Origin of the sequence: Mucilaginibacter sp. UYP27 (assembly GCF_040547175.1) — a bacterium.
In the GTDB taxonomy this organism is placed as follows: Bacteria; Bacteroidota; Bacteroidia; order Sphingobacteriales; family Sphingobacteriaceae; genus Mucilaginibacter.
The window spans coordinates 676548-695176 of sequence record NZ_JBEPPE010000001.1; the positions used below are offsets into that span (position 1 = coordinate 676548).

At 42.8% G+C, this 18629-nt stretch carries 13 protein-coding genes and 1 pseudogene; 8 read left to right on the forward strand and 6 right to left on the reverse strand.

The annotated features are described in order from the left end of the window. Positions 1-33 precede the first annotated feature (33 nt). The 4 genes from lpxA to ABIB39_RS03045 all read right to left on the reverse strand — a co-directional run bounded on the left by lpxA (position 34) and on the right by ABIB39_RS03045 (position 4694). Positions 34-819 carry an acyl-ACP--UDP-N-acetylglucosamine O-acyltransferase gene (lpxA, locus tag ABIB39_RS03030; RefSeq protein ID WP_354427180.1) on the reverse strand — a complete coding sequence of 262 codons (786 nt, stop codon included), beginning with the start codon at positions 817-819 and terminating at the stop codon, positions 34-36. Between the two features lie 2 nt (positions 820-821). Next, positions 822-2219 (reverse strand): bifunctional UDP-3-O-[3-hydroxymyristoyl] N-acetylglucosamine deacetylase/3-hydroxyacyl-ACP dehydratase, encoded by a 1398-nt coding sequence (locus tag ABIB39_RS03035; RefSeq protein WP_354427181.1) that lies wholly within the window; start codon positions 2217-2219, stop codon positions 822-824. A gap of 93 nt (positions 2220-2312) precedes the next feature. Continuing rightward, positions 2313-3359, reverse strand: coding sequence for a UDP-3-O-(3-hydroxymyristoyl)glucosamine N-acyltransferase (lpxD, locus tag ABIB39_RS03040; protein WP_354427183.1), 1047 nt, complete (start codon positions 3357-3359; stop codon positions 2313-2315). Positions 3360-3467: 108 nt separating this feature from the next. Then, a complete protein-coding gene (locus ABIB39_RS03045) occupies positions 3468-4694 on the reverse strand; it encodes an HD domain-containing protein (protein ID WP_354427185.1) in 1227 nt (408 codons plus the stop codon). Positions 4695-4833: 139 nt separating this feature from the next. Between ABIB39_RS03045 and porX the strand changes: the two genes are divergently transcribed. From porX to ABIB39_RS03060, 3 genes are all read left to right on the forward strand, one after another. Beyond that, the gene (gene porX / locus ABIB39_RS03050; RefSeq protein WP_354427187.1) at positions 4834-6387 is read left to right on the forward strand and encodes a T9SS response regulator signal transducer PorX; all 1554 of its coding nucleotides are present in this window, start codon (positions 4834-4836) and stop codon (positions 6385-6387) included. A gap of 67 nt (positions 6388-6454) precedes the next feature. Continuing rightward, complete coding sequence (gene tsaE / locus ABIB39_RS03055) at positions 6455-6871, forward strand: tRNA (adenosine(37)-N6)-threonylcarbamoyltransferase complex ATPase subunit type 1 TsaE (protein WP_354427189.1); 417 nt, start codon at positions 6455-6457, stop codon at positions 6869-6871. A 51-nt stretch (positions 6872-6922) separates the two neighbouring features. Further along, complete coding sequence (locus ABIB39_RS03060) at positions 6923-8149, forward strand: alanine dehydrogenase (RefSeq protein ID WP_354427190.1); 1227 nt, start codon at positions 6923-6925, stop codon at positions 8147-8149. Between the two features lie 123 nt (positions 8150-8272). On the opposite strand, the gene ABIB39_RS03065 is transcribed toward ABIB39_RS03060, so the two are convergent. Continuing rightward, complete coding sequence (locus ABIB39_RS03065; RefSeq protein ID WP_354427192.1) at positions 8273-8452, reverse strand: hypothetical protein; 180 nt, start codon at positions 8450-8452, stop codon at positions 8273-8275. 445 nt (positions 8453-8897) lie between these two features. Between ABIB39_RS03065 and ABIB39_RS03070 the strand changes: the two genes are divergently transcribed. The 3 genes and pseudogenes from ABIB39_RS03070 (at position 8898) to ABIB39_RS03080 (ending at position 13934) form a co-directional block, all read left to right on the forward strand. Then, entirely contained in the window at positions 8898-9929 is a 1032-nt protein-coding gene (locus ABIB39_RS03070; RefSeq protein WP_354427193.1) for a YihY/virulence factor BrkB family protein, read from the forward strand. 228 nt (positions 9930-10157) lie between these two features. Further along, on the forward strand, positions 10158-11246 hold the full coding sequence (locus ABIB39_RS03075; protein WP_354427195.1) for an aspartyl protease family protein: 1089 nt from the start codon (positions 10158-10160) through the stop codon (positions 11244-11246). A 130-nt stretch (positions 11247-11376) separates the two neighbouring features. Next, positions 11377-13934: pseudogene (locus tag ABIB39_RS03080) on the forward strand (zinc-dependent metalloprotease). A gap of 77 nt (positions 13935-14011) precedes the next feature. On the opposite strand, the gene ABIB39_RS03085 reads toward ABIB39_RS03080, so the two are convergent. Next, positions 14012-14284, reverse strand: coding sequence for a hypothetical protein (locus ABIB39_RS03085; RefSeq protein WP_354427197.1), 273 nt, complete (start codon positions 14282-14284; stop codon positions 14012-14014). A 205-nt stretch (positions 14285-14489) separates the two neighbouring features. On the opposite strand from ABIB39_RS03085, the gene ABIB39_RS03090 reads away from it, so the two are divergent. Both ABIB39_RS03090 and ABIB39_RS03095 read left to right on the forward strand, forming a co-directional pair. Further along, positions 14490-15398: a hypothetical protein gene (locus ABIB39_RS03090; RefSeq protein ID WP_354427198.1), complete on the forward strand. Its 909-nt coding sequence runs from the start codon at positions 14490-14492 to the stop codon at positions 15396-15398. 217 nt (positions 15399-15615) lie between these two features. Continuing rightward, entirely contained in the window at positions 15616-18579 is a 2964-nt protein-coding gene (locus tag ABIB39_RS03095) for an outer membrane beta-barrel protein (protein WP_354427200.1), read from the forward strand. Positions 18580-18629: the final 50 nt, after the last annotated feature.

Below are 18629 nucleotides of genomic sequence, written 5' to 3' on the forward strand. Positions count from 1 at the left end.
ACTGCAAACTTCCCACTAATGACTGCAAACTTTTTAGGAGCTTCCAAATCCCTTCATGATACCGCGTTGCGAGTTCTGCACAAAGTTTATGATCTCGTCGCGTTCAACCGTTGGGTTAAATTCGGCCTCGATGATATCGAGGGCTTTGGTGATGTTGTATTTTTTCAGAAAGATGATCCGGTAGATCTCCTGGATCTCGTTAATGGTTTCGGCACTAAAGCCCCTGCGGCGTAAACCAACTGAATTGATGCCGATGTACGACAATGGCTCGCGGCCGGCCTTAGTATATGGGGGAACATCTTTACGCACCAACGAACCACCAGAGATCATGGCATGCGCGCCAATTTCTACAAACTGGTGCACGGCAGAAGTGCCGCCGATAAAGGCATAGTCGTAAACGTTGATGTGGCCTGCAAGCTGCACACCGTTTGCTATAATAACGTTATCGCCAATAACACAATCGTGTGCTACGTGGACATAAGCCATTAGTAGGCAATTTTGCCCAATTGTGGTCGTATTTTTATCAAGGGCGGTACCACGATTTAAGGTAACGCATTCGCGGATAACTGTGTTGTCGCCAATGGTAACGGTGCTAGCCTCGCCTTTATATTTCAAATCTTGTGGTGGTGCAGATACTACAGCCCCCGGGAAAATGCGGCAGTTTTTGCCGATGCGGGCGCCATCCATAATTACGGAGTTTGAACCCACCCAGGTACCTTCCTCAATTACCACATCTTTATGTATGGTAACAAAAGGCTCTATAACCACGTTGTCGGCAATTTTTGCCTGTGGGTGTATATATGCTAAAGGCTGTATCATACTTATTTATATCTAACGATTTGCGCCATCAGCTCGGCCTCTACAACAATCTTTTCCCCAACCATACCTATACCTTTCATTTGAGCAATGCCACGGCGGATAGGCGCTATCAGGTCGCAACGGAATATTAACGTATCGCCGGGTAAAACCTTATCCTTAAACCTTGCACTTTCAATTTTAAGAAACAATGTTAACCAGTTTTCCGGATCAGGAACGGTGTTTAAAACCAGTATACCACCGGTTTGTGCCATAGCCTCTATTTGCAAAACACCGGGCATGACAGGCGCACCAGGAAAATGGCCTACAAAGAACGGCTCGTTCATAGTTACAGCTTTTAAACCTACTACGTGCGTTTTAGAAAGTTCCAGGATCTTGTCTATCAGCAACAATGGCGGGCGGTGTGGCAATATGTTCATGATCTGAACAGTATCGTAAACCGGGGTCATGTTGGGGTCGTAAACTTTTACATGTTTGCGGCTTCGCTCTTTTTTAATAAGCGTTTTAATTTTTTTTGCGAAGGCTACGTTTGCCGCGTGGCCCGGCCTTGCAGCCATAATATGCCCTTTTAACGGCACACCAACCAAGGCAAGGTCGCCTATCATATCCAGCAACTTGTGGCGTGCCGGCTCGTTTTGATGGCGAAGCTCGATATTATTCAAAATACCTTGTGGTGCAACATTAATATCCTTGCGGTTAAACAGCTTAGCAAGGCTGGCAAGCTCTTCTTCGTCAACGTCTTTATCAACCACTACGATGGCGTTGTTAAGGTCTCCGCCTTTTATCAGGTCGTGTTTAACCAGCATTTCCAGCTCATGCAAAAAGCAAAAAGTACGGCTGGATGCAATCTCCTTTTTAAACTCGGATAAACTCGAGATGGTTGCATGCTGGCTACCCAACACCTGCGAATTATAATCAACCATACAGGTAAAGCGGTAATCATCATCTAAAGGCATAGCTACCATATCTACTTTACGGTCGGGTTCCGAGTAGTGGATATTATATGGGATGTGGTAATACTCCCTGTCGGCAGCCTGTTCTTCGTAACCGGCTTTTTCTATCGCATCAATAAACTGAATAGAACTGCCATCCATTATTGGCGTTTCCGGGCCATCCATATCAATAAGTACATTATCTATCTCTAAACCAACTAAGGCGGCAAGCACGTGCTCAACAGTACTTACACTGGCACCATTTTGGGTTAGCGTGGTTCCTCTTGAGGTATCGGTTACATTATCAACATCGGCATCAATAATTGGCTGGCCGGGCAAATCAACCCTGCGGAACTTGTAGCCATGTTTTTCCGGGGCGGGGTTAAACGTCATGGTAACGCTTTGCCCGGTGTGTAACCCTGTGCCCGAAACCGATATGGGCGCCTTAATAGTTCTTTGTTTTACATTCATGTTATGATGTTCAATGGTTCATCGGTCAATGGTTCATTGGTAAATAGTTTATTATACTGCTCAGCAAGCCTAATAAACTAATGAACAAGTGGACTAATGAACATCTTTGTTCTTTAACTCTTTTATTATCTTTTCAAGTTCGTTAACTCTTCTTTCCAATTCGGGCAAGCGGCTTACCACGACATTAGATCGCATATCTGCCGTGTAAGCAATAGCCGGCGAACCCGCCCAACTTTTGCCTTCTTCCTTAATAGTACGGCCAATCCCGGATTGCGCCTGCACTTTGGTACCTTTAGCAAGGGTAATATGCCCAACTACCCCTACCTGGCCCCCAAGCATTACGCCTTCGCCCAGTTTAGCACTACCTGCAATACCCGCCTGGGCAGCTATTACAGTGTTGGGGCCAATATCAACGTTATGGGCAATCTGCACAAGGTTATCCACCTTAGCACCTTTGCGCACGTAGGTTGAGCCCATCGTAGCCCTGTCTATAGTGGTATTAGCACCCACTTCAACGTTGTCTTCAACAACAACATTACCTATTTGGGCTACTTTGGTGTATGTGCCGTCGGCATTAGGCGCAAAGCCGAAACCATCGCTGCCAATAACAGCACCTGAATGGATAACTACATTATTGCCTATAACACAATCAAAGTAAACCTTGACGCCGGGAAACAAAGTTACGTTATTACCCAATTTTACATTATCGGCAATGTAACAACCGGGATAGATCTTACAATTATCGCCCATAACAACATCCTGGCTAATGTAGCTAAAAGCACCTATATAAGGGTCTTTACCAATTTGTGCTGATTTATGTATAAAGTGCGGTTCTTCAACGCCCGATTTATTAAGTTTAATAGTATTGTATTGTTCAAGTAGTAAGGTGAACGATGAATATGCATTCTCTACCCTGATCAGGGTGGCCTTTACCGGCGCGGTTAATTGCAGGCTATTGTTTACAATAACTACCGATGCATTAGTGGTATACAGGTACTGCTCATATTTAGGGTTAGCTAAAAACGATAAAGAACCAGTGCCGCCTTCTTCTATCTTGGCCAGGTGATTAGCTTCCACAAGCGGGTCGCCTTCAACTGTGCCCTTAAGCATAAAGGCTATATCCTTTGCGGTAAATTGCATCGTACAAATTTAAATGTTAAAACCATAGCAACAAATTATTAATAATGCGTGAAGTATACTGGTTTGTAAGCGGCTATTATAACCACTAACCAACATACTACTCAGTACTTATAACAGTTCTTTGGCATAGCAAAGTATATATTTTTTTACAGTTTTTGATAAAGCCTCCAGGTTTGAATTGTCGCTGGCCAGGGTTATATCTGTTATTTCGCCATTCTTTTTCAAAATGTCGATGTTTCCATCCCCTTTGTTGTAGGCATTATTGCGGATGCTATCGGTAAATACAAAGTATGATGCCTCATGCTCGCTGATGCCATATTTTTTTATCGCGTTAGCCGTCAATTGCTTAACAAAGTCGCAGTGGGGTTGCTCGCTGGTGATGTCTACGTGGTAAAGCCTGCGGTTTATCAAGTTATTACAAAGGTGCGATAGTACAAAATCTTCGCTATCGGCCCAGATCTTCACCGCGGCCATCACATCGGTATCATCAAGCAGGGCGAAGGTTTTTAAATGCTCGTCGCTCGCGATAAACTCTTCCTTGGTGATAAAATTTTCCAGGAAGTAACTAAGCGCCGGGGTAAGCGGGAAATGTGTTCCCTGCAAAGCAAGTTCGCGGCTGCGGGTAAATATTTTGCAAAGCAACTGCTCGGCGGCTATTACTGTTTTATGCAGATAAACCTGCCAGTACATCAGCCTGCGGGCGATCAGGAATTTCTCTATCGAATAAATACCCTTCTCTTCTACAGCAATGCTATCATCTTTTACGGTGAGCATTTTTATGATCCGGTCCGAACTGATAACCCCTTCAGATACGCCTGTAAAATAGCTGTCGCGATTTAAGTAATCCATCCTATCCATGTCCAATTGACTGCTTACTAACTGATGTAAGAAGTGTTTTGGATGGCTGCCTGTAAATATGCTGATGGCTAATGAAAGCTTACCGTCGAACTCATCGTTCAGCTTATTCATCAACAGGATTGAAATATCCTCGTGGTCTATTTCATCTACTATGGTATGCTCTAAAGCGTGCGAGAACGGGCCGTGCCCAATATCATGCAATAATATCGCGATCATCAGGCCTTCTTTTTCTTCGGGCGAAATCTCCGCGCCTTTATTGCAAAGGGTTTCAATAGCGAGGCTCATTAAATGCATAGCACCCAAAGCATGGTGAAAACGGGTGTGCAAAGCGCCGGGATATACCAAATGCGTCATCCCCAATTGTTTAATATAGCGCAGGCGCTGAAAGTATGGATGGTCTATCAGGTCATACACCAGTTCAGTGGGTATACTTATGAAGCCGTAAACCGGGTCGTTTATGATTTTCTTTTTGTTCAAGGTAGCTGTTAAGAATACAAAAGTGTTGAATTATGACAAAACAAGCACCGTCTATTTGTTAATTAATGTTAATCCTTTGCATATTTTTACAACAAAACATACTACCTAAAGGTTATAGGGTGGTAAAATTAAATATATTATGCAGGATACCACTATATTATGGGCCGATGACGAAATTGATCTGCTGAAACCACACGTTCTATTTTTAACTGAAAAGGGATATAAAGTAATAACCGTTACTAATGGCAACGATGCCATTGAGGAATTTAAAAAGCAGTACTTCGACCTGGTTTTCCTGGATGAGAATATGCCCGGCCTAACCGGCCTGGAAACCCTCCAACAAATAAAGAACATCAATAACGATATACCAATTGTACTGATCACCAAAAACGAGGAAGAGTATTTAATGGAAGATGCCATAGGCTCGAAAATTGATGACTACCTGATAAAGCCGGTACACCCGAAGCAAATACTGCTTACCATAAAAAAACTTACCGAAAACAAAAAGCTTGTTGGCGCAAAAACCACCATGGCCTATCAGCAGGATTTTCGTAACCTGGGTATGACCCTTAACGATAACCTGAGCTACCAGGAATGGGTTGATGTTTACAAGAAACTCATTTACTGGGAACTTGAATTGGAAACCTTAGAAGATGCCGGTATGCACGAGATCCTTACTATGCAAAAGGCCGAAGCTAATGTACAGTTCTGCAAGTTTGTAGAACGGAACTATTTAGGCTGGATCAAAGACCCGGAGAACGGGCCAACATCATCGCCGCAGTTATTTAAGAAAAAGGTGTTCCCTAAATTGGATGGTAAAGGGCCGGTTTTCTTTATATTGATAGATAACTTACGTTACGATCAGTTTAAGATCATTAATCCTATTATATCAGAGTATTTTCGTTTAGAGGAAGAAGACACCTATTACAGCATCTTGCCTACGGCTACACAATACGCTCGTAATGCTATTTTCTCGGGTTTAATGCCTTTAGAAATGGAAACCCGTTACCCGCAAAAATGGCAAAATGACGAGGATGAAGGCGGTAAGAACCTTTTTGAGGCCGACTTTGTTGCCGATCAACTAAAACGCGTTTTGCGTCGTGATGTTAAACACTCGTACCACAAGATACTCAACATTGACGAAGGCCGCGCATTGAATGAGTCGGTTAACAACCTGATGAATAATGAGCTAAACGTAGTTGTTTACAACTTTGTGGATATGCTTAGCCATGCCCGTACAGATATGCAGATGATACGCGAGTTGGCGAGCGATGATGCAGCCTACCGCTCGTTAACGTTATCATGGTTTGAGCATTCGCCGTTATTTGAGTTGTTGAAGTTCCTGGCATCGAAACAGGTGAGAGTTGTTATCACAACCGACCATGGTACCATACGCGTTAAAAACCCAAGCAAGATAATAGGCGACCGTAATACTAATACCAACCTGCGTTATAAACAAGGTAAAAACCTAAACTATAATGCTAAAGAGGTGTTCCATATCCGCAACCCGCATGATGCCATGTTGCCAAAGCTGCACGTAAGCAGTAGCTTTGTGTTTGCCAAGGGCGATAGTTACTTTGTGTACCCAAACAACTACAACCACTTTGTTAATTTTTATAACGAAACCTTCCAGCACGGCGGTATCTCGTTAGAAGAAATGATTATCCCGATAGTTACCTATGGCCCTAAATAGGAATTGAAAATATTAAATTCGCCATCTCCTTTGTGTGCTTTCGCAAAGGAGATGGCGAACATATACTATGGACTTACACATTACATCAACCGCCGAACTACCGCAGGTAGCATCGGATATATTAAACTTTGCACACGATACCCGCATATTTCTATTTTACGGAGATATGGGTGCGGGCAAAACAACACTTATAAAAGCACTTTGTGCACAATTAGGTGTTTTAGACGCGGCCACAAGCCCTACGTTCTCAATAGTAAACCAATATGAAAGCCAGGACGGACCGGTTTATCATTTTGATTTTTACAGGTTAAAAGATCAGAATGAAGCGCTGGATATGGGTTATGAAGAATATTTTTACTCGGGTAATTACTGCTTTATCGAATGGCCCGAAAAGATTGCTAACCTTATCCCAGATAGTTATGCCGGGATACGCATCCATGTAATTGACGCTTTAAGCAGGCAAATAAGCGTTGAAAACATTTAATAAGCAATCCTGTTTTTTTCTTATCTTCATCAGCCGGAAAAATAACGTATCATGAGTACAGGGAAATACAGTGGGTTTTCAGATGTTGCCAGGCAGGCAATGATGCAGCCCAAAGAGTCGATGCTGGAAGTTAAGAGCAAAAAAGACAAGCTTTACATTGGCATCCCCAAGGAGGTTTCCTTTCAGGAAAACCGTATCCCGCTTACCCCTTTATCGGTAGCACTGCTAATAAACAATGGCCACGAAGTAATGCTGGAAAGCAACGCCGGCCAGGCCGCAAACTTTACTGATAACAACTACAGCGAACAAGGCGCCCAAATAGTTTACGATACCAAAAAAGTTTACGAAGCCGATATCATCATTAAAATTGCCCCGCCTACCAAGGAGGAAATAGAGATGATGAAGCCCGGGCAGTTACTTATATCGGCCCTGCAGTTATCAACACTTAAAGCCGATTGCTTGCACGCGCTGATGAAGAAAAAGATCACCGCGTTGTGTTTTGAACACTTAGAGGACGAAGGTGGCTCACTTACCGTAGTGCGCGCCATGAGCGAAATTGTAGGCGCAACATCTATACTCATCGCCGCCGAATACCTGAGCAATATTTTTGAAGGCAAGGGGCTGATGCTGGGTGGCATTACCGGCGTGCCGCCAACAGAAATTGTGATACTTGGGGCAGGCACAGTTGGCGAATACGCCGCGCGTACGGCCATATCATTAGGCGCGCAGGTAAAGGTGTTCGATCCATCTATTTATAAATTACGCCGTCTGCAAAATAACATAGGCACGCGGGTATTTACCTCGGTAGTGCAACCAATTGTATTAGAAAAAGCCATTACCACCTGCGATGTTGCCATTGGCGCTATGCGTGCCGATGACGGGCGCAGCCCCCAAATAGTATCAGAAACTACTGTAAGCAAAATGAAACCCAATTCGGTTATTATCGATGTTAGTATTGACCAGGGGGGCTGTTTCGAAACATCAGAAGTTACTAACCATACCCACCCCGTTTTCCGCAAGTACGATGTTATTCATTACTGCGTACCTAACATTGCATCGCGTGTAGCACGTACTGCTACTTATGCGCTTACCAACATTTTTGCACCTATCTTATTGGATATTGGCGAAATGGGTGGGCTTAAAAATGTGATATGGCAAAAAGCCGGCATCCGTAAATCGGTATATATTTACCAGGGGCACCTCACTAACAAGCACATGGGCGAGCGTTTCAATATTCCGTGTAAAGACCTCGACTTACTGGTGGTATCCAATCATTAAGCGAAGCAAGATTAAAAGAACCAAAGACAAGATAAAACCGAATTTATTATTTCTTGTTCTTGCTGTCCTGACTCTTGATTCTCTTTTAATAATTAGTAAAGGGCCTTACTGCCTCCGGGTGGATTATCTCGGGCTGATATTTTTCGGGAATCTCGTTAGTGTGGTGCTTATCGCCGTAATAATCCGTAGGTATTCTCTCGTTTCGTTATCTTTAATAGTGATCTTAAAAAGCATATCGTAATCTTTCTCATCTAACGACGATGGGAATGGCACATCAGCTCCAAAGGCTCCTAAGAGCTTCATTACGGTATTAGAGTGTCCAACAATTAAAACATTTTCGCCCCCAAAGTTTAATATGGTTTTTGCAAATACATTTAGCGCTGGGTCCACAAAAACACGTCGCAGTATCTTAGCTTTGTAAGCAAGCGGCCGTGCGGTTAAGCCAGTTCGTTTTACTTGGTTACATATATGGCTTTTATATTTTCGCGCTTTAATTATTTGGCTAATGCCCCGGCACGTTTGGTGCCCGCCGGGCTTAAATGGGGTCATCATAGCGTTTGATATTGGTCACTTTTTCGGTATGGCGCACTATCCAAATGGTGGTCTTTGTGCCGAGGCACTAAAATTGCTTACTAACAAACAAATATATAATAGCCTTAAAAATTTAGCTGGCATCATTACAATTTTCATAAACTGGTGTTATCTGTTTTATAACGTAAGGTACTAACAAATACATTCGATTTTTAATATGAAATTTTTTAGCAAAGACTATTTAAAACAACTGTGGAAAGTGTTGATCGCGACCTTCAGCGGCTTTGGTTCAGATAACGGTTTAAAACTTAGTGCATCGTTAGCATATTACACCGTTTTTTCGCTGGCGCCGTTGTTGTTATTGGTATTGGCGCTTGCGGGGATTTTTCTGAAAGACGGCAGTTATCGCCAGGATTTTTACGATCAGATACAACATTATTTAGGCAAACAAGGTGCATTACAAATACAAAGCACCATAAAATCGCAGGATATTGCAGGCAAAAGCGGCATTGGCCTGGTAATAAGTATTGTTACCTTATTAATTGGTGCAAGCTCTATATTCTTAGAGATCCAGGATTCGCTTAACATTATCTGGAGGGTTAAGGCAAAACCAAAAAGGGGCTGGGTGCAGATGATAAAAAACAGGTTTTTGTCGTTCTCGCTTATTGTAAGCCTTGGATTTTTACTGCTCGCATCATTGTTAGTAAATATAATTATAAGTGCCATCAGCGATAAAATAGTGGCTTTTTTACCGAAAATATTAGGTAAAAGCATTGCCGGCGTAATTGGCGAAACATTCTTATTTACGGTAAACTTCGGTATTACCCTATTGGTAATTTCGGTACTGTTCGCTATTATATTTAAAGTATTGCCAGACGTTAAGATAAAATGGAAGGATGTACGTTCTGGGGCTATATTTACCGCCATACTATTCATTATTGGCCAGTATGTAATTAGCTTATATATTCAATTTACTGCGCAAGGGTCTTTATATGGTACAGCCGGGGCGCTTATTGTAATATTAGTATGGATCTATTATACCGCCGCGATTCTATATATTGGAGCAGAGTTTACGCAGGTATATGCTGAAGCGCGGGGCAGCCGCATTGAGCCTGCCGATTATGCCGTTGTTGTACAGCAAACCGAGGTTGAAAGAAAGTTGGCGACCGTTCCATTACAAAATCCCGAGTTGCGTGGCGCGCTAAAATGCGACGAAGGCAAAGACGGCAAAAAGCCTGAGGGCTGTTAGTATGCTATGATTGGTAGCTAAACTATCCTGCTATTTTTTTAAAAATAAAATGTAGATTTAGCTTCCAATCCAAACCAGGTGTTAGCCGGTCTTTATAAATATTCAACGTTTAAACATATATGGCTCTTTGTCATATTTAATTGCCTTTTTCTATCGGCAAGTGCCCAGTCTTTTGAGGTAGACTCAAACCACAAAAACGTCGAAATTCCTTTTAAGCTTGTTCGTAATATGATGATCGTCAAGCTTAATATAAACGGTAAAGGGCCTTTTAATTTTATTTTAGATACGGGTGTTGGGTTGATGATTATCACCGAACCCAAGCTGGTAGATTCCATCGGCATCACGTCAAAACGAACCATAAAATTATTTGGGCTTGGCGAAGGCGATGCATTCGAAGCCTATGTTACCCCGGCTTTAAACATTGGCATTCCCGGCCTGGTGACCGACAATGTATCTGCAGCGATACTTAAAACCGATTATTTTAACCTTTCGGGATACGTAGGGTTGCCTATACATGGTTTACTGGGATACGAGTTTTTTAATTCGATGGCGGTAAAAATAAACTTTACCGATAGCACCATTACCGTTTGCCGCCCTAAAGACCTTAAGCCTTTTAAAAAGAGCCGAAAGATCCCTATCAATATAGAGGATAAAAAGCCCTATATGCAAACTACGGTGAGTTTTCCCGATGGTACAAAAGCGTTAAGTAAGTTTGTAATAGATTTGGGTGCAGGGCACCCATTATCTATCGAGAATATGTTGCAGAAACACGGCCTGCCTAAAAAGTCGATCCAGGCAAATCTCGGGGTAGGCCTTAACGGCCCAATATCGGGGTACTTAAGCCGGGTAAAGGATATTGATATGGCCGGATACAAGATAAAAAACATCATTACATCCTTTCCTGATAAAGATTATGTGGAACGAACAGCGAGCGTACCCAGGGATGGTAACCTTGGTATAGGGATACTTAAACGCTTTAACCTTATTTTTGATTATACCAATGGCTTGCTGTATTTAAAGGCAAACGAGAAATTCGGCCTGCCGTTTGAACACGATATGAGCGGGATAGAATACTTTATGGCCGGCGAAAATCTTGCACATTTAATTATTGGCCGCATCGCGCCCGGCTCACCCGCCGATGAGATAGGGCTTATAAAAGACGATGAAATCACATCCATCAATTTTAAACCCATTTCCAAAATGACAGCTGAGGAGATAGACTCCTACTTTAAAACAAGCGAGCGCAGCCTTTTGCTGGAGATCTATCACGATAAGAAATATGATAGGGTTGTCATTAACCTTAAACGCCGCATATAAAGTGCATATAACGAATATGTTCCAATAGGTTTCTAAAAAAATTATTCCATATTTTTAGCCTTTACTAATTAACTTAACGATGAATACACCTTTACGGGTAAATACTTACCTGGGCGTTGCATTTTTTGCTATGGCAACTATTGCAAGTTCTTGCGCCACCAAAAAAGCGGCAGACCGTACGGTTACGCTAAAAACCACAACCACCCCGGGCGGCTCTACCGCCACTGCAACAATTGGTGCCGCCAAAAAAGAAGGCATCAAAAAATTCAGCGATCTTATTGGGAAAGCAAAAGCCGATAGCGGCCTTTTTAACACCTATAAAGTTGATGGTAAGTATTACTTTGAAATTCCTGATAGCTTGGTTAGTCGCGAAATGCTGGTAGTTACCCGCTTTGTAAAAACGCCAACCGGCTTAAAATCTTTTGGCCAGCAATATGGTGGCGAGGAGGTTAATAACCAGGTTTGGAAGTGGGAACGCCATGATAAACAAGTATTTATACGCGTACCAAGCTACTCGGTAAGGGCCGATAGCACCAGCGACATGTATCAATCGGTAAAAAACTCAAACCTTGATGCTGTATTAGCGGCTTTTGATATTAAAGCATACAATAAAGATACTACCGGTGTTTTGGTAGATGTAACAGACCTTTACAATGGCGACGTTGCAGCAATTGGTCTGCCCGATAACATTAAAAAAATGTACAAGATAAGCGCGCTGGATAACACCCGCTCTTATATAGATACCATGAGGAGCTTCCCGATAAATATAGAGACACGCACTCTTAAAACCTACCGCGCTACAGAGTCGCCAACCGACAATACCAACGCGGCAGTAACCTTTGAGTTGAACACGTCGATGCTATTGCTTCCTAAAACGCCAATGAAAGCGCGTATAATGGATGCACGTGTTGGTTTTTTTGGCCAGGGCCAAACAGATTATGGTACTGATGCCCAAAAAGCAGAAGCAACTGCCTACATCCACCGTTGGAAACTGGAGCCTAAAGACGAAGCTGCTTACAGCCGCGGCGAGTTGGTTGAGCCTAAAAAACAGATTGTTTACTATATAGACCCTGCTACCCCTAAAAAATGGGTACCATACCTTATTGCCGGTGTTAACGACTGGAACAAGGCGTTTGAGGCAGCAGGCTTTAAAAATGCCATCGTAGGTAAAGAAGCGCCAACTAAAAAAGAAGACCCTGAGTTTAGCACTGAAGATGCGCGTTACAGTGTATTAAGATACTTTGCGTCTGATGTGCAAAATGCCTATGGCCCGCACATATCTGACCCGCGCAGCGGCGAGATACTGGAGAGTCACGTAGGCTGGTATCATAACGTGATGAGTTTATTGCGTAACTGGTACTTCATCCAAACAGCGGCGGTTAACCCTAATGTACGCATGGCTAAATTTAGCGACGCGCAAATGGGCGAACTTATCCGTTTTGTATCGTCGCATGAGATAGGGCACACTTTAGGCTTACCACACAACTTTGGTTCGAGCTACGCATATCCGGTTGATTCGTTACGTTCAAAATCATTTACTGATAAGCATGGTACGGCTCCCTCAATAATGGATTATGCCCGTTTTAACTACATAGCACAGCCTGGAGATAATGTAACCCACCTTTACCCTCAAATTGGCGAGTACGACTTATGGTCGGTAAAATGGGGTTACAGTTACTTCTCCGGAAAGAAAACTGCCGTGCAGGAAAAAGAAATGTTAGATGTTTGGACCAAAGAGAAAGCCGGCAACCCGCTTTACTATTATGGCAGACAGGGAACTTCTATAGACCCACGCTTACAAAACGAGGATTTGGGTGACAATGCGATGAAGGCAAGCACCTATGGTATTGCTAACTTAAAACGGATTCTTCCTAATATCGAAAGATGGACTTATCAAAAAGGCGAGGATTATGATGACCTGGTAACTTTATACAATGAGGTTATTGGCCAGTACAATCGCTACATAGGCCACGTTACGATGAATATTGGTGGCATGAACGAAAACTATAAAACCTATGATCAAGAGGTGCCGTTTATGGTGTTGTAAACAAAAATCTACAGCACGATGCTGTTGTTTTTTTAAACCAACAAGTATTTACTACACCAAGGTGGTTAATAAACAATGCCGAATTAAGCAAATTCGATAATGGCGTTGTTATAGGCCGCATTAAATCTGTACAGGTAAATGCTGTTGCAAACGTTATCAACCCATCTCGTATGGCGCGCATGTTTGACAATCAATCAAAAAACGGGGCAACTGCTTATACCGTTGCAGATATGTTTAACGATCTGCGTGTAGGCATATTTGCAAAAAGTACACCTGATGAGTTTAAACGCAACCTACAACGTGGGTATGTTGACCGTTTAAAAACTTTGTTAAATGATGATGCGAGTCAAAGTTTTCCGGGTGCTACTTCAGCACAATTGGCAAGCCTTGGGTTAACACCTATCAACATCGCTTTATCAGATATCAGGCCGATGGTACGTGTTGAACTTGTAAAAATTAGCGCAAGCCTGCCAAAGGGGGGCGATGCGTTAACAACAGCGCACTATGCCGACTTACGTTTGCGCATTAAAGAAGCTTTGAACCCAACCCGCCCAATTGTTAATGTTAGCGGTGGCACACCAGGCCGTTTAACAGACGGGGTTGCCCCTGTGGATAACAGCTGCTGGCCGCAAACAAAATAATTTAAAGTTTAAAAGCAAGGCCCCCGTCAATTGACGGGGGCTTTTTTATTGCTTCATTTTTGGAAATGGGATAAGTATTATTTCAGCTGACTTATATTATCAAAAAATGCGGTTTGCAAATCAAGTAATGTTTTAACATTCACCTTTTCACCATAAGTATCAAAACACAAAAACTTGGCTTTTGCAGGATCGTTATCTTTCCACTTTTCAAAAAAATTGAAGGTTTCAAAAAAATAGTGATTAGTAGTTATCTTACTTCTTCCGCTCGTTTGGGATGTATTTAATCTGAATCCGAATGCATCCATCCATTTATGCACTTTATTATGCAACGACCCTTTAAAATTATCCATAGGTTAATGTTTTTTTATGTTTAACGAAAACATCATCTCGAAGGTTGTAGCCCAAACGAAATACTTGTTAACATATGTTATCTCCCGTCTGTAGGCATCTGTAGGCATATTCATTGGCATTTGAAAGATAATTTATTCCACATAAATAATTTTTTGAAACCAAATGTTAATAACTCCGTACAAGACCCTACACTCACAAAAGATTATGAAAAGAAACAGACTTTTATTAGCAACTATAGCACTTAGCCTACTAACAGCAGGTGCATGTAAAAAATCTACAACCCCGGGCCCGCAAGGCGTTCAGGGAAAAACCGGAGGCACTGGTGCTACTGGCGCAACCGGTGCAGCAGGGCCACAAGGAGCAACTGGCGAAACCGGTGGTACAGGCGCGACGGGTGCAACGGGTGCTACAGGAACAGCAGGCCCTGCTGGCCCCGCAGGACCACAAGGCCCGGCCGGACCAGCAGGGGGACCAGTAGGCCCAACTGGTGCTACAGGTGCAACTGGACCGCAAGGGCCGCAAGGCGAAAAAGGTGAGACCGGCGCAACGGGTGCCAATGGCACAAACGGAACTAATGGCGCAACAGGTGCTAACGGCACTGCAGGTGCAAACGGCACTAACGGAGCTACAGGCGCAACCGGTGCCACAGGCGCTACTGGTGCACAAGGCCCTGCCGGCCCCGCCGGTGCTACTGGCGCACCAGGCCAAACAGGTGCCGCCGGCCAAAATGGGCAAAACGGACAGGATGGGCAGGCTAATGTTCAAAGTTTCTTGTTACCAAACAAATCGGTAACATTAACCGGCTTAACAAGGTTAACCATACCTGCAATTACACAAAGCGTAGTTGATCAGGGTATCGTATTGGTTTACTTTAGGGTTAGTGGTTCCGGAACCGGCTATTATGCTCTTCCATACAGCGAAGCCGACCGTACGTTAAGTGTGTCAAATTTTGGATTAGGTTATGTTGATGTGAAAGCTAACTTTACAGCCACCGGTTTAGACTTTAGGGTTGTTGTAATAGCAGGTACATCAATGACCACGCTATCAATTACACACCCCGGCTTAAACGTGAGAAATTTCAATCAGGTAGCATCTACCTTTAGGTTACAATAGCCTATACAACAGCTGTATATTAAGAGTTTGTTAAAGCCCTCCCAACTAATCTTGGGAGGGCTTTTATATTTTGATAATGTAACAATCCTATCGTTTAGATATTAAAATATGTAACAATGCTATGATTATTAAATATTTAAACCGAATAAAGTGAACATTTGCTCAATAAATGTGTCTATCCGATACTGTAACAGCCCCTTACGTGTAAAAAATGATTATGAAGTACCTTTATTTAATATTAGCATTTGTTTGCATTAACGCCTTAAAGTCCACCGCGCAGGAAAGGCCTGTAAGCGGAACTATTATCGATTCTACCAAACTATCCCTGCCCGGTAGTAACATAAAGCTGCGCAACGAACTTGGCGACAGTACAGTTACCATTGCGGATGTTGACGGAAAATTCACCTTCCCGGCAGTAAAGGGTACCAAAATAACGTTAACCATCAGTTCTATTGGTTACGAAGGGCTTATTAAACATTTCACCTTTGCTGCAGACGGCAAAGCCGTTGTGCTTGATCCCATAATATTAAAATCATCAACCAGGCAATTGGGTGCGGTAACCATTGTAGGTGTCAATCCGGTGGTGTTTAAAGAAGATACTGTACAATACTCAGTATCTGCATATAAGGTACGCGAAAATGCTCCTATTGAAGATGTACTGAAAAAAATCCCGGGGCTTGATGTAGCTAAAGATGGTACCGTATCATCGCAGGGAAAACAGATAACCAAAGTACGGGTAAACGGTAAAGACTTTTTTGGGGGCGATGTACAAAGCGCTACCAAAAACCTGCCTGCCGATGTTATTGAAAGCGTACAAATAGTTGATGACTATGGCGACCAGGCAAACCTTACCGGCGTTAAAACCGGCGAACCGGCCAAAATCTTAAACTTTACCATACGCAAGGATAAAAACTACGGTTACTTTGGCCAGGCCACGGCCGGCGCGGGCCGCGATTGGTTACCGAAGCAAGAAAATGCAGATGTTAAAAACGATGCCCGTTACATAGGCCTTGTAAACTTTTTTAAATTTAAGGGGGACCAGCAGATCTCAGTTTTAGGAAACCTTAACAACACCAACGTAAACACATTTAGCTACGGTGCCGCAACCGGTGCTGCAGCAGGTGGCAATGGTTTTGGTGGAGGCGGTGGTGGCCGTGGTAATGCTGCGCGTGGCGGCTCTTCCGGTTCTACTACCAATGCAAACGGTATTACCAATGCACGTTCAATAGGTTTAAACTTCAGGGATCAGTGGGGTAAAAACCTATCGGTTTACGGTAGTTATAGCTTTAGTAATAATACTACTTATACAAACTCCACAACCCTGCAAAACAACTATTCTGAAAATAATCCAAGCCAAAGCACTCAGAAAAGCCAGGAAACCAGCACGCCAACTAACCACCGGTTCAACTTCAACCTGGAGTGGAAACCCGATACGCTTAACTATTTAAAGGTAACCCCAACATTTAGCTATACCGGTACAGATGTCACGAGCTTTGACGATCAATCATTAGTGAGGAACGGCGCCACCAGTTTGGCTTATACATCAAACTCAGTTAGCACTTCAACCGCACCAAGTTATGGCCTCACAGGGTTTTTTAATCACCGCTTTAAGGGTAGTAAACGTAATTTGTTAATTGGCTTTAACGTAAGCACTAACAAAACTTCGCAATTTGATAACCCTATAAACGATTATACCGTTGGCATAACAACCACACCTGCAAACCAAGTAATATACACTGATAGCAAGACCCATACCTATGGGCTAAACATGTCATATCAGGAGCCAATTGGCAAGGTGTCCTTCCTCGAGCTTAACTACGCATTCAATCATAATTTTAATTCGAGCGACAAAGAAACGGATACTCTGTACACCAGCAACCCAGACATGTATCACAACTACGCCTTGTTAAGTAATAACTACAACTATACATTTACAACAAACCGCTTTGGACTTAATTACCGCGTGGTTGAGAAAAAGTATAACTTAACATTGGGTGTTGGCGCGCAGCCGGCAAAATTAGATGGCGTTAACTTAAGCAATAACGTTTCAACAAGTATATCAACATTTAACATCATCCCTGCTGCAAGTTTCAACTACAACTTTAGCAGGAGCCAGGCATTGCGCTTCAACTACAATGGCAGCAGCAACCAACCTGCTTTTAACCAGTTACAACCTGTTGTTGACTTCTCAAATGCATTGTACCCGGTACAAGGTAACCCTAACTTAAGCCCTGAGTTTACAAATAACTTGTCATTACGTTATAATGCATTTAGTTTTCAAACGGGTAATATCTTCCTGGTTGGCTTAAACTTTTCACAAACGGATAATAAAATAGTACAAAACATAATAAACTACGCCCCAGACTTTACTGCTGCCGCTATCACTGCAGACCCAAGCCTGGCAAACTTTAGAAACTCAACATTAATTAAATATCTCAATACCAGCGGTTATTATTCAGCCGGCGCCAATTTTATATACTCCAAACCCTGGAAAGAACGCCGTTATACTTTAACATTTAATGGTAACGCTAATTATACTAACAACATAGGTTTTTCGCAAAGTGTTGATGAAAATAACGACATAACCCCGATAGCGAAAAACATAGCGAAAACTATCAGCTTAAGTCCGCGCCTAAGTTTCAGGACAAATATTACGGATATAATCGACGCAGAGTTATACGGTAAATATACTGTGAGCAAAACTGATAACTCATTAACATCTCTAGGCAACTCAAACACAAATATCCGCTCGCTTGAATTAGGGTTAAACGGCAAAAACTACGTTTGGAAAGATTGGACCGTAAGCTATGATTATACCAAAACATTAAACTACGGTTATGATGAGGCCCTTAATATCAAAAATCCTAATATTTTAAATGCATATTTAGAGCGTAGGTTCCTGAAAGATCATCGTGGTACCCTGCGTTTAGCCGCATACGATTTATTTAATGAAAATACAGGTTTCGCTACTACGACCAATGGTAGTACTGTTACCCAAACAAACGTAAACAGGCTTGGTCGTTATTACTTACTAACGTTTACTTTCCGCCTTCAAAAATTCTCAGGCAAGGCCCCTTCAGCTGATCCGGGCCGCGGCATGAGAGATGGTGGCGGTAATGGTGGTGGCAGACCGGGCGGCGGTGGTGGCATGGGCGGCCCTCCAGGTGGCGGCCCGTTCTAATTGCCTGTAAATATAAAAGGCGCTCAATTATTTTGGGCGGCCTTTCTTTT

Excerpts from the sequence above, each read along its gene's own strand:
- ABIB39_RS03090 (WP_354427198.1), top strand. The coding sequence starts at position 14,490 with ATGAAAAGAAACAGACTTTTATTAGCAACTATAGCACTTAGCCTACTA.
- lpxA (WP_354427180.1), bottom strand. The coding sequence starts at position 819 with ATGATACAGCCTTTAGCATATATACACCCACAGGCAAAAATTGCCGAC.
- ABIB39_RS03060 (WP_354427190.1), top strand. The coding sequence starts at position 6,923 with ATGAGTACAGGGAAATACAGTGGGTTTTCAGATGTTGCCAGGCAGGCA.
- ABIB39_RS03085 (WP_354427197.1), bottom strand. The coding sequence starts at position 14,284 with ATGGATAATTTTAAAGGGTCGTTGCATAATAAAGTGCATAAATGGATG.
- ABIB39_RS03035 (WP_354427181.1), bottom strand. The coding sequence starts at position 2,219 with ATGAATGTAAAACAAAGAACTATTAAGGCGCCCATATCGGTTTCGGGC.
- ABIB39_RS03075 (WP_354427195.1), top strand. The coding sequence starts at position 10,158 with ATGATGATCGTCAAGCTTAATATAAACGGTAAAGGGCCTTTTAATTTT.
- porX (WP_354427187.1), top strand. The coding sequence starts at position 4,834 with ATGCAGGATACCACTATATTATGGGCCGATGACGAAATTGATCTGCTG.
- lpxD (WP_354427183.1), bottom strand. The coding sequence starts at position 3,359 with ATGCAATTTACCGCAAAGGATATAGCCTTTATGCTTAAGGGCACAGTT.
- ABIB39_RS03070 (WP_354427193.1), top strand. The coding sequence starts at position 8,898 with ATGAAATTTTTTAGCAAAGACTATTTAAAACAACTGTGGAAAGTGTTG.
- ABIB39_RS03095 (WP_354427200.1), top strand. The coding sequence starts at position 15,616 with ATGAAGTACCTTTATTTAATATTAGCATTTGTTTGCATTAACGCCTTA.
- ABIB39_RS03065 (WP_354427192.1), bottom strand. The coding sequence starts at position 8,452 with ATGAAGCTCTTAGGAGCCTTTGGAGCTGATGTGCCATTCCCATCGTCG.
- tsaE (WP_354427189.1), top strand. The coding sequence starts at position 6,455 with ATGGACTTACACATTACATCAACCGCCGAACTACCGCAGGTAGCATCG.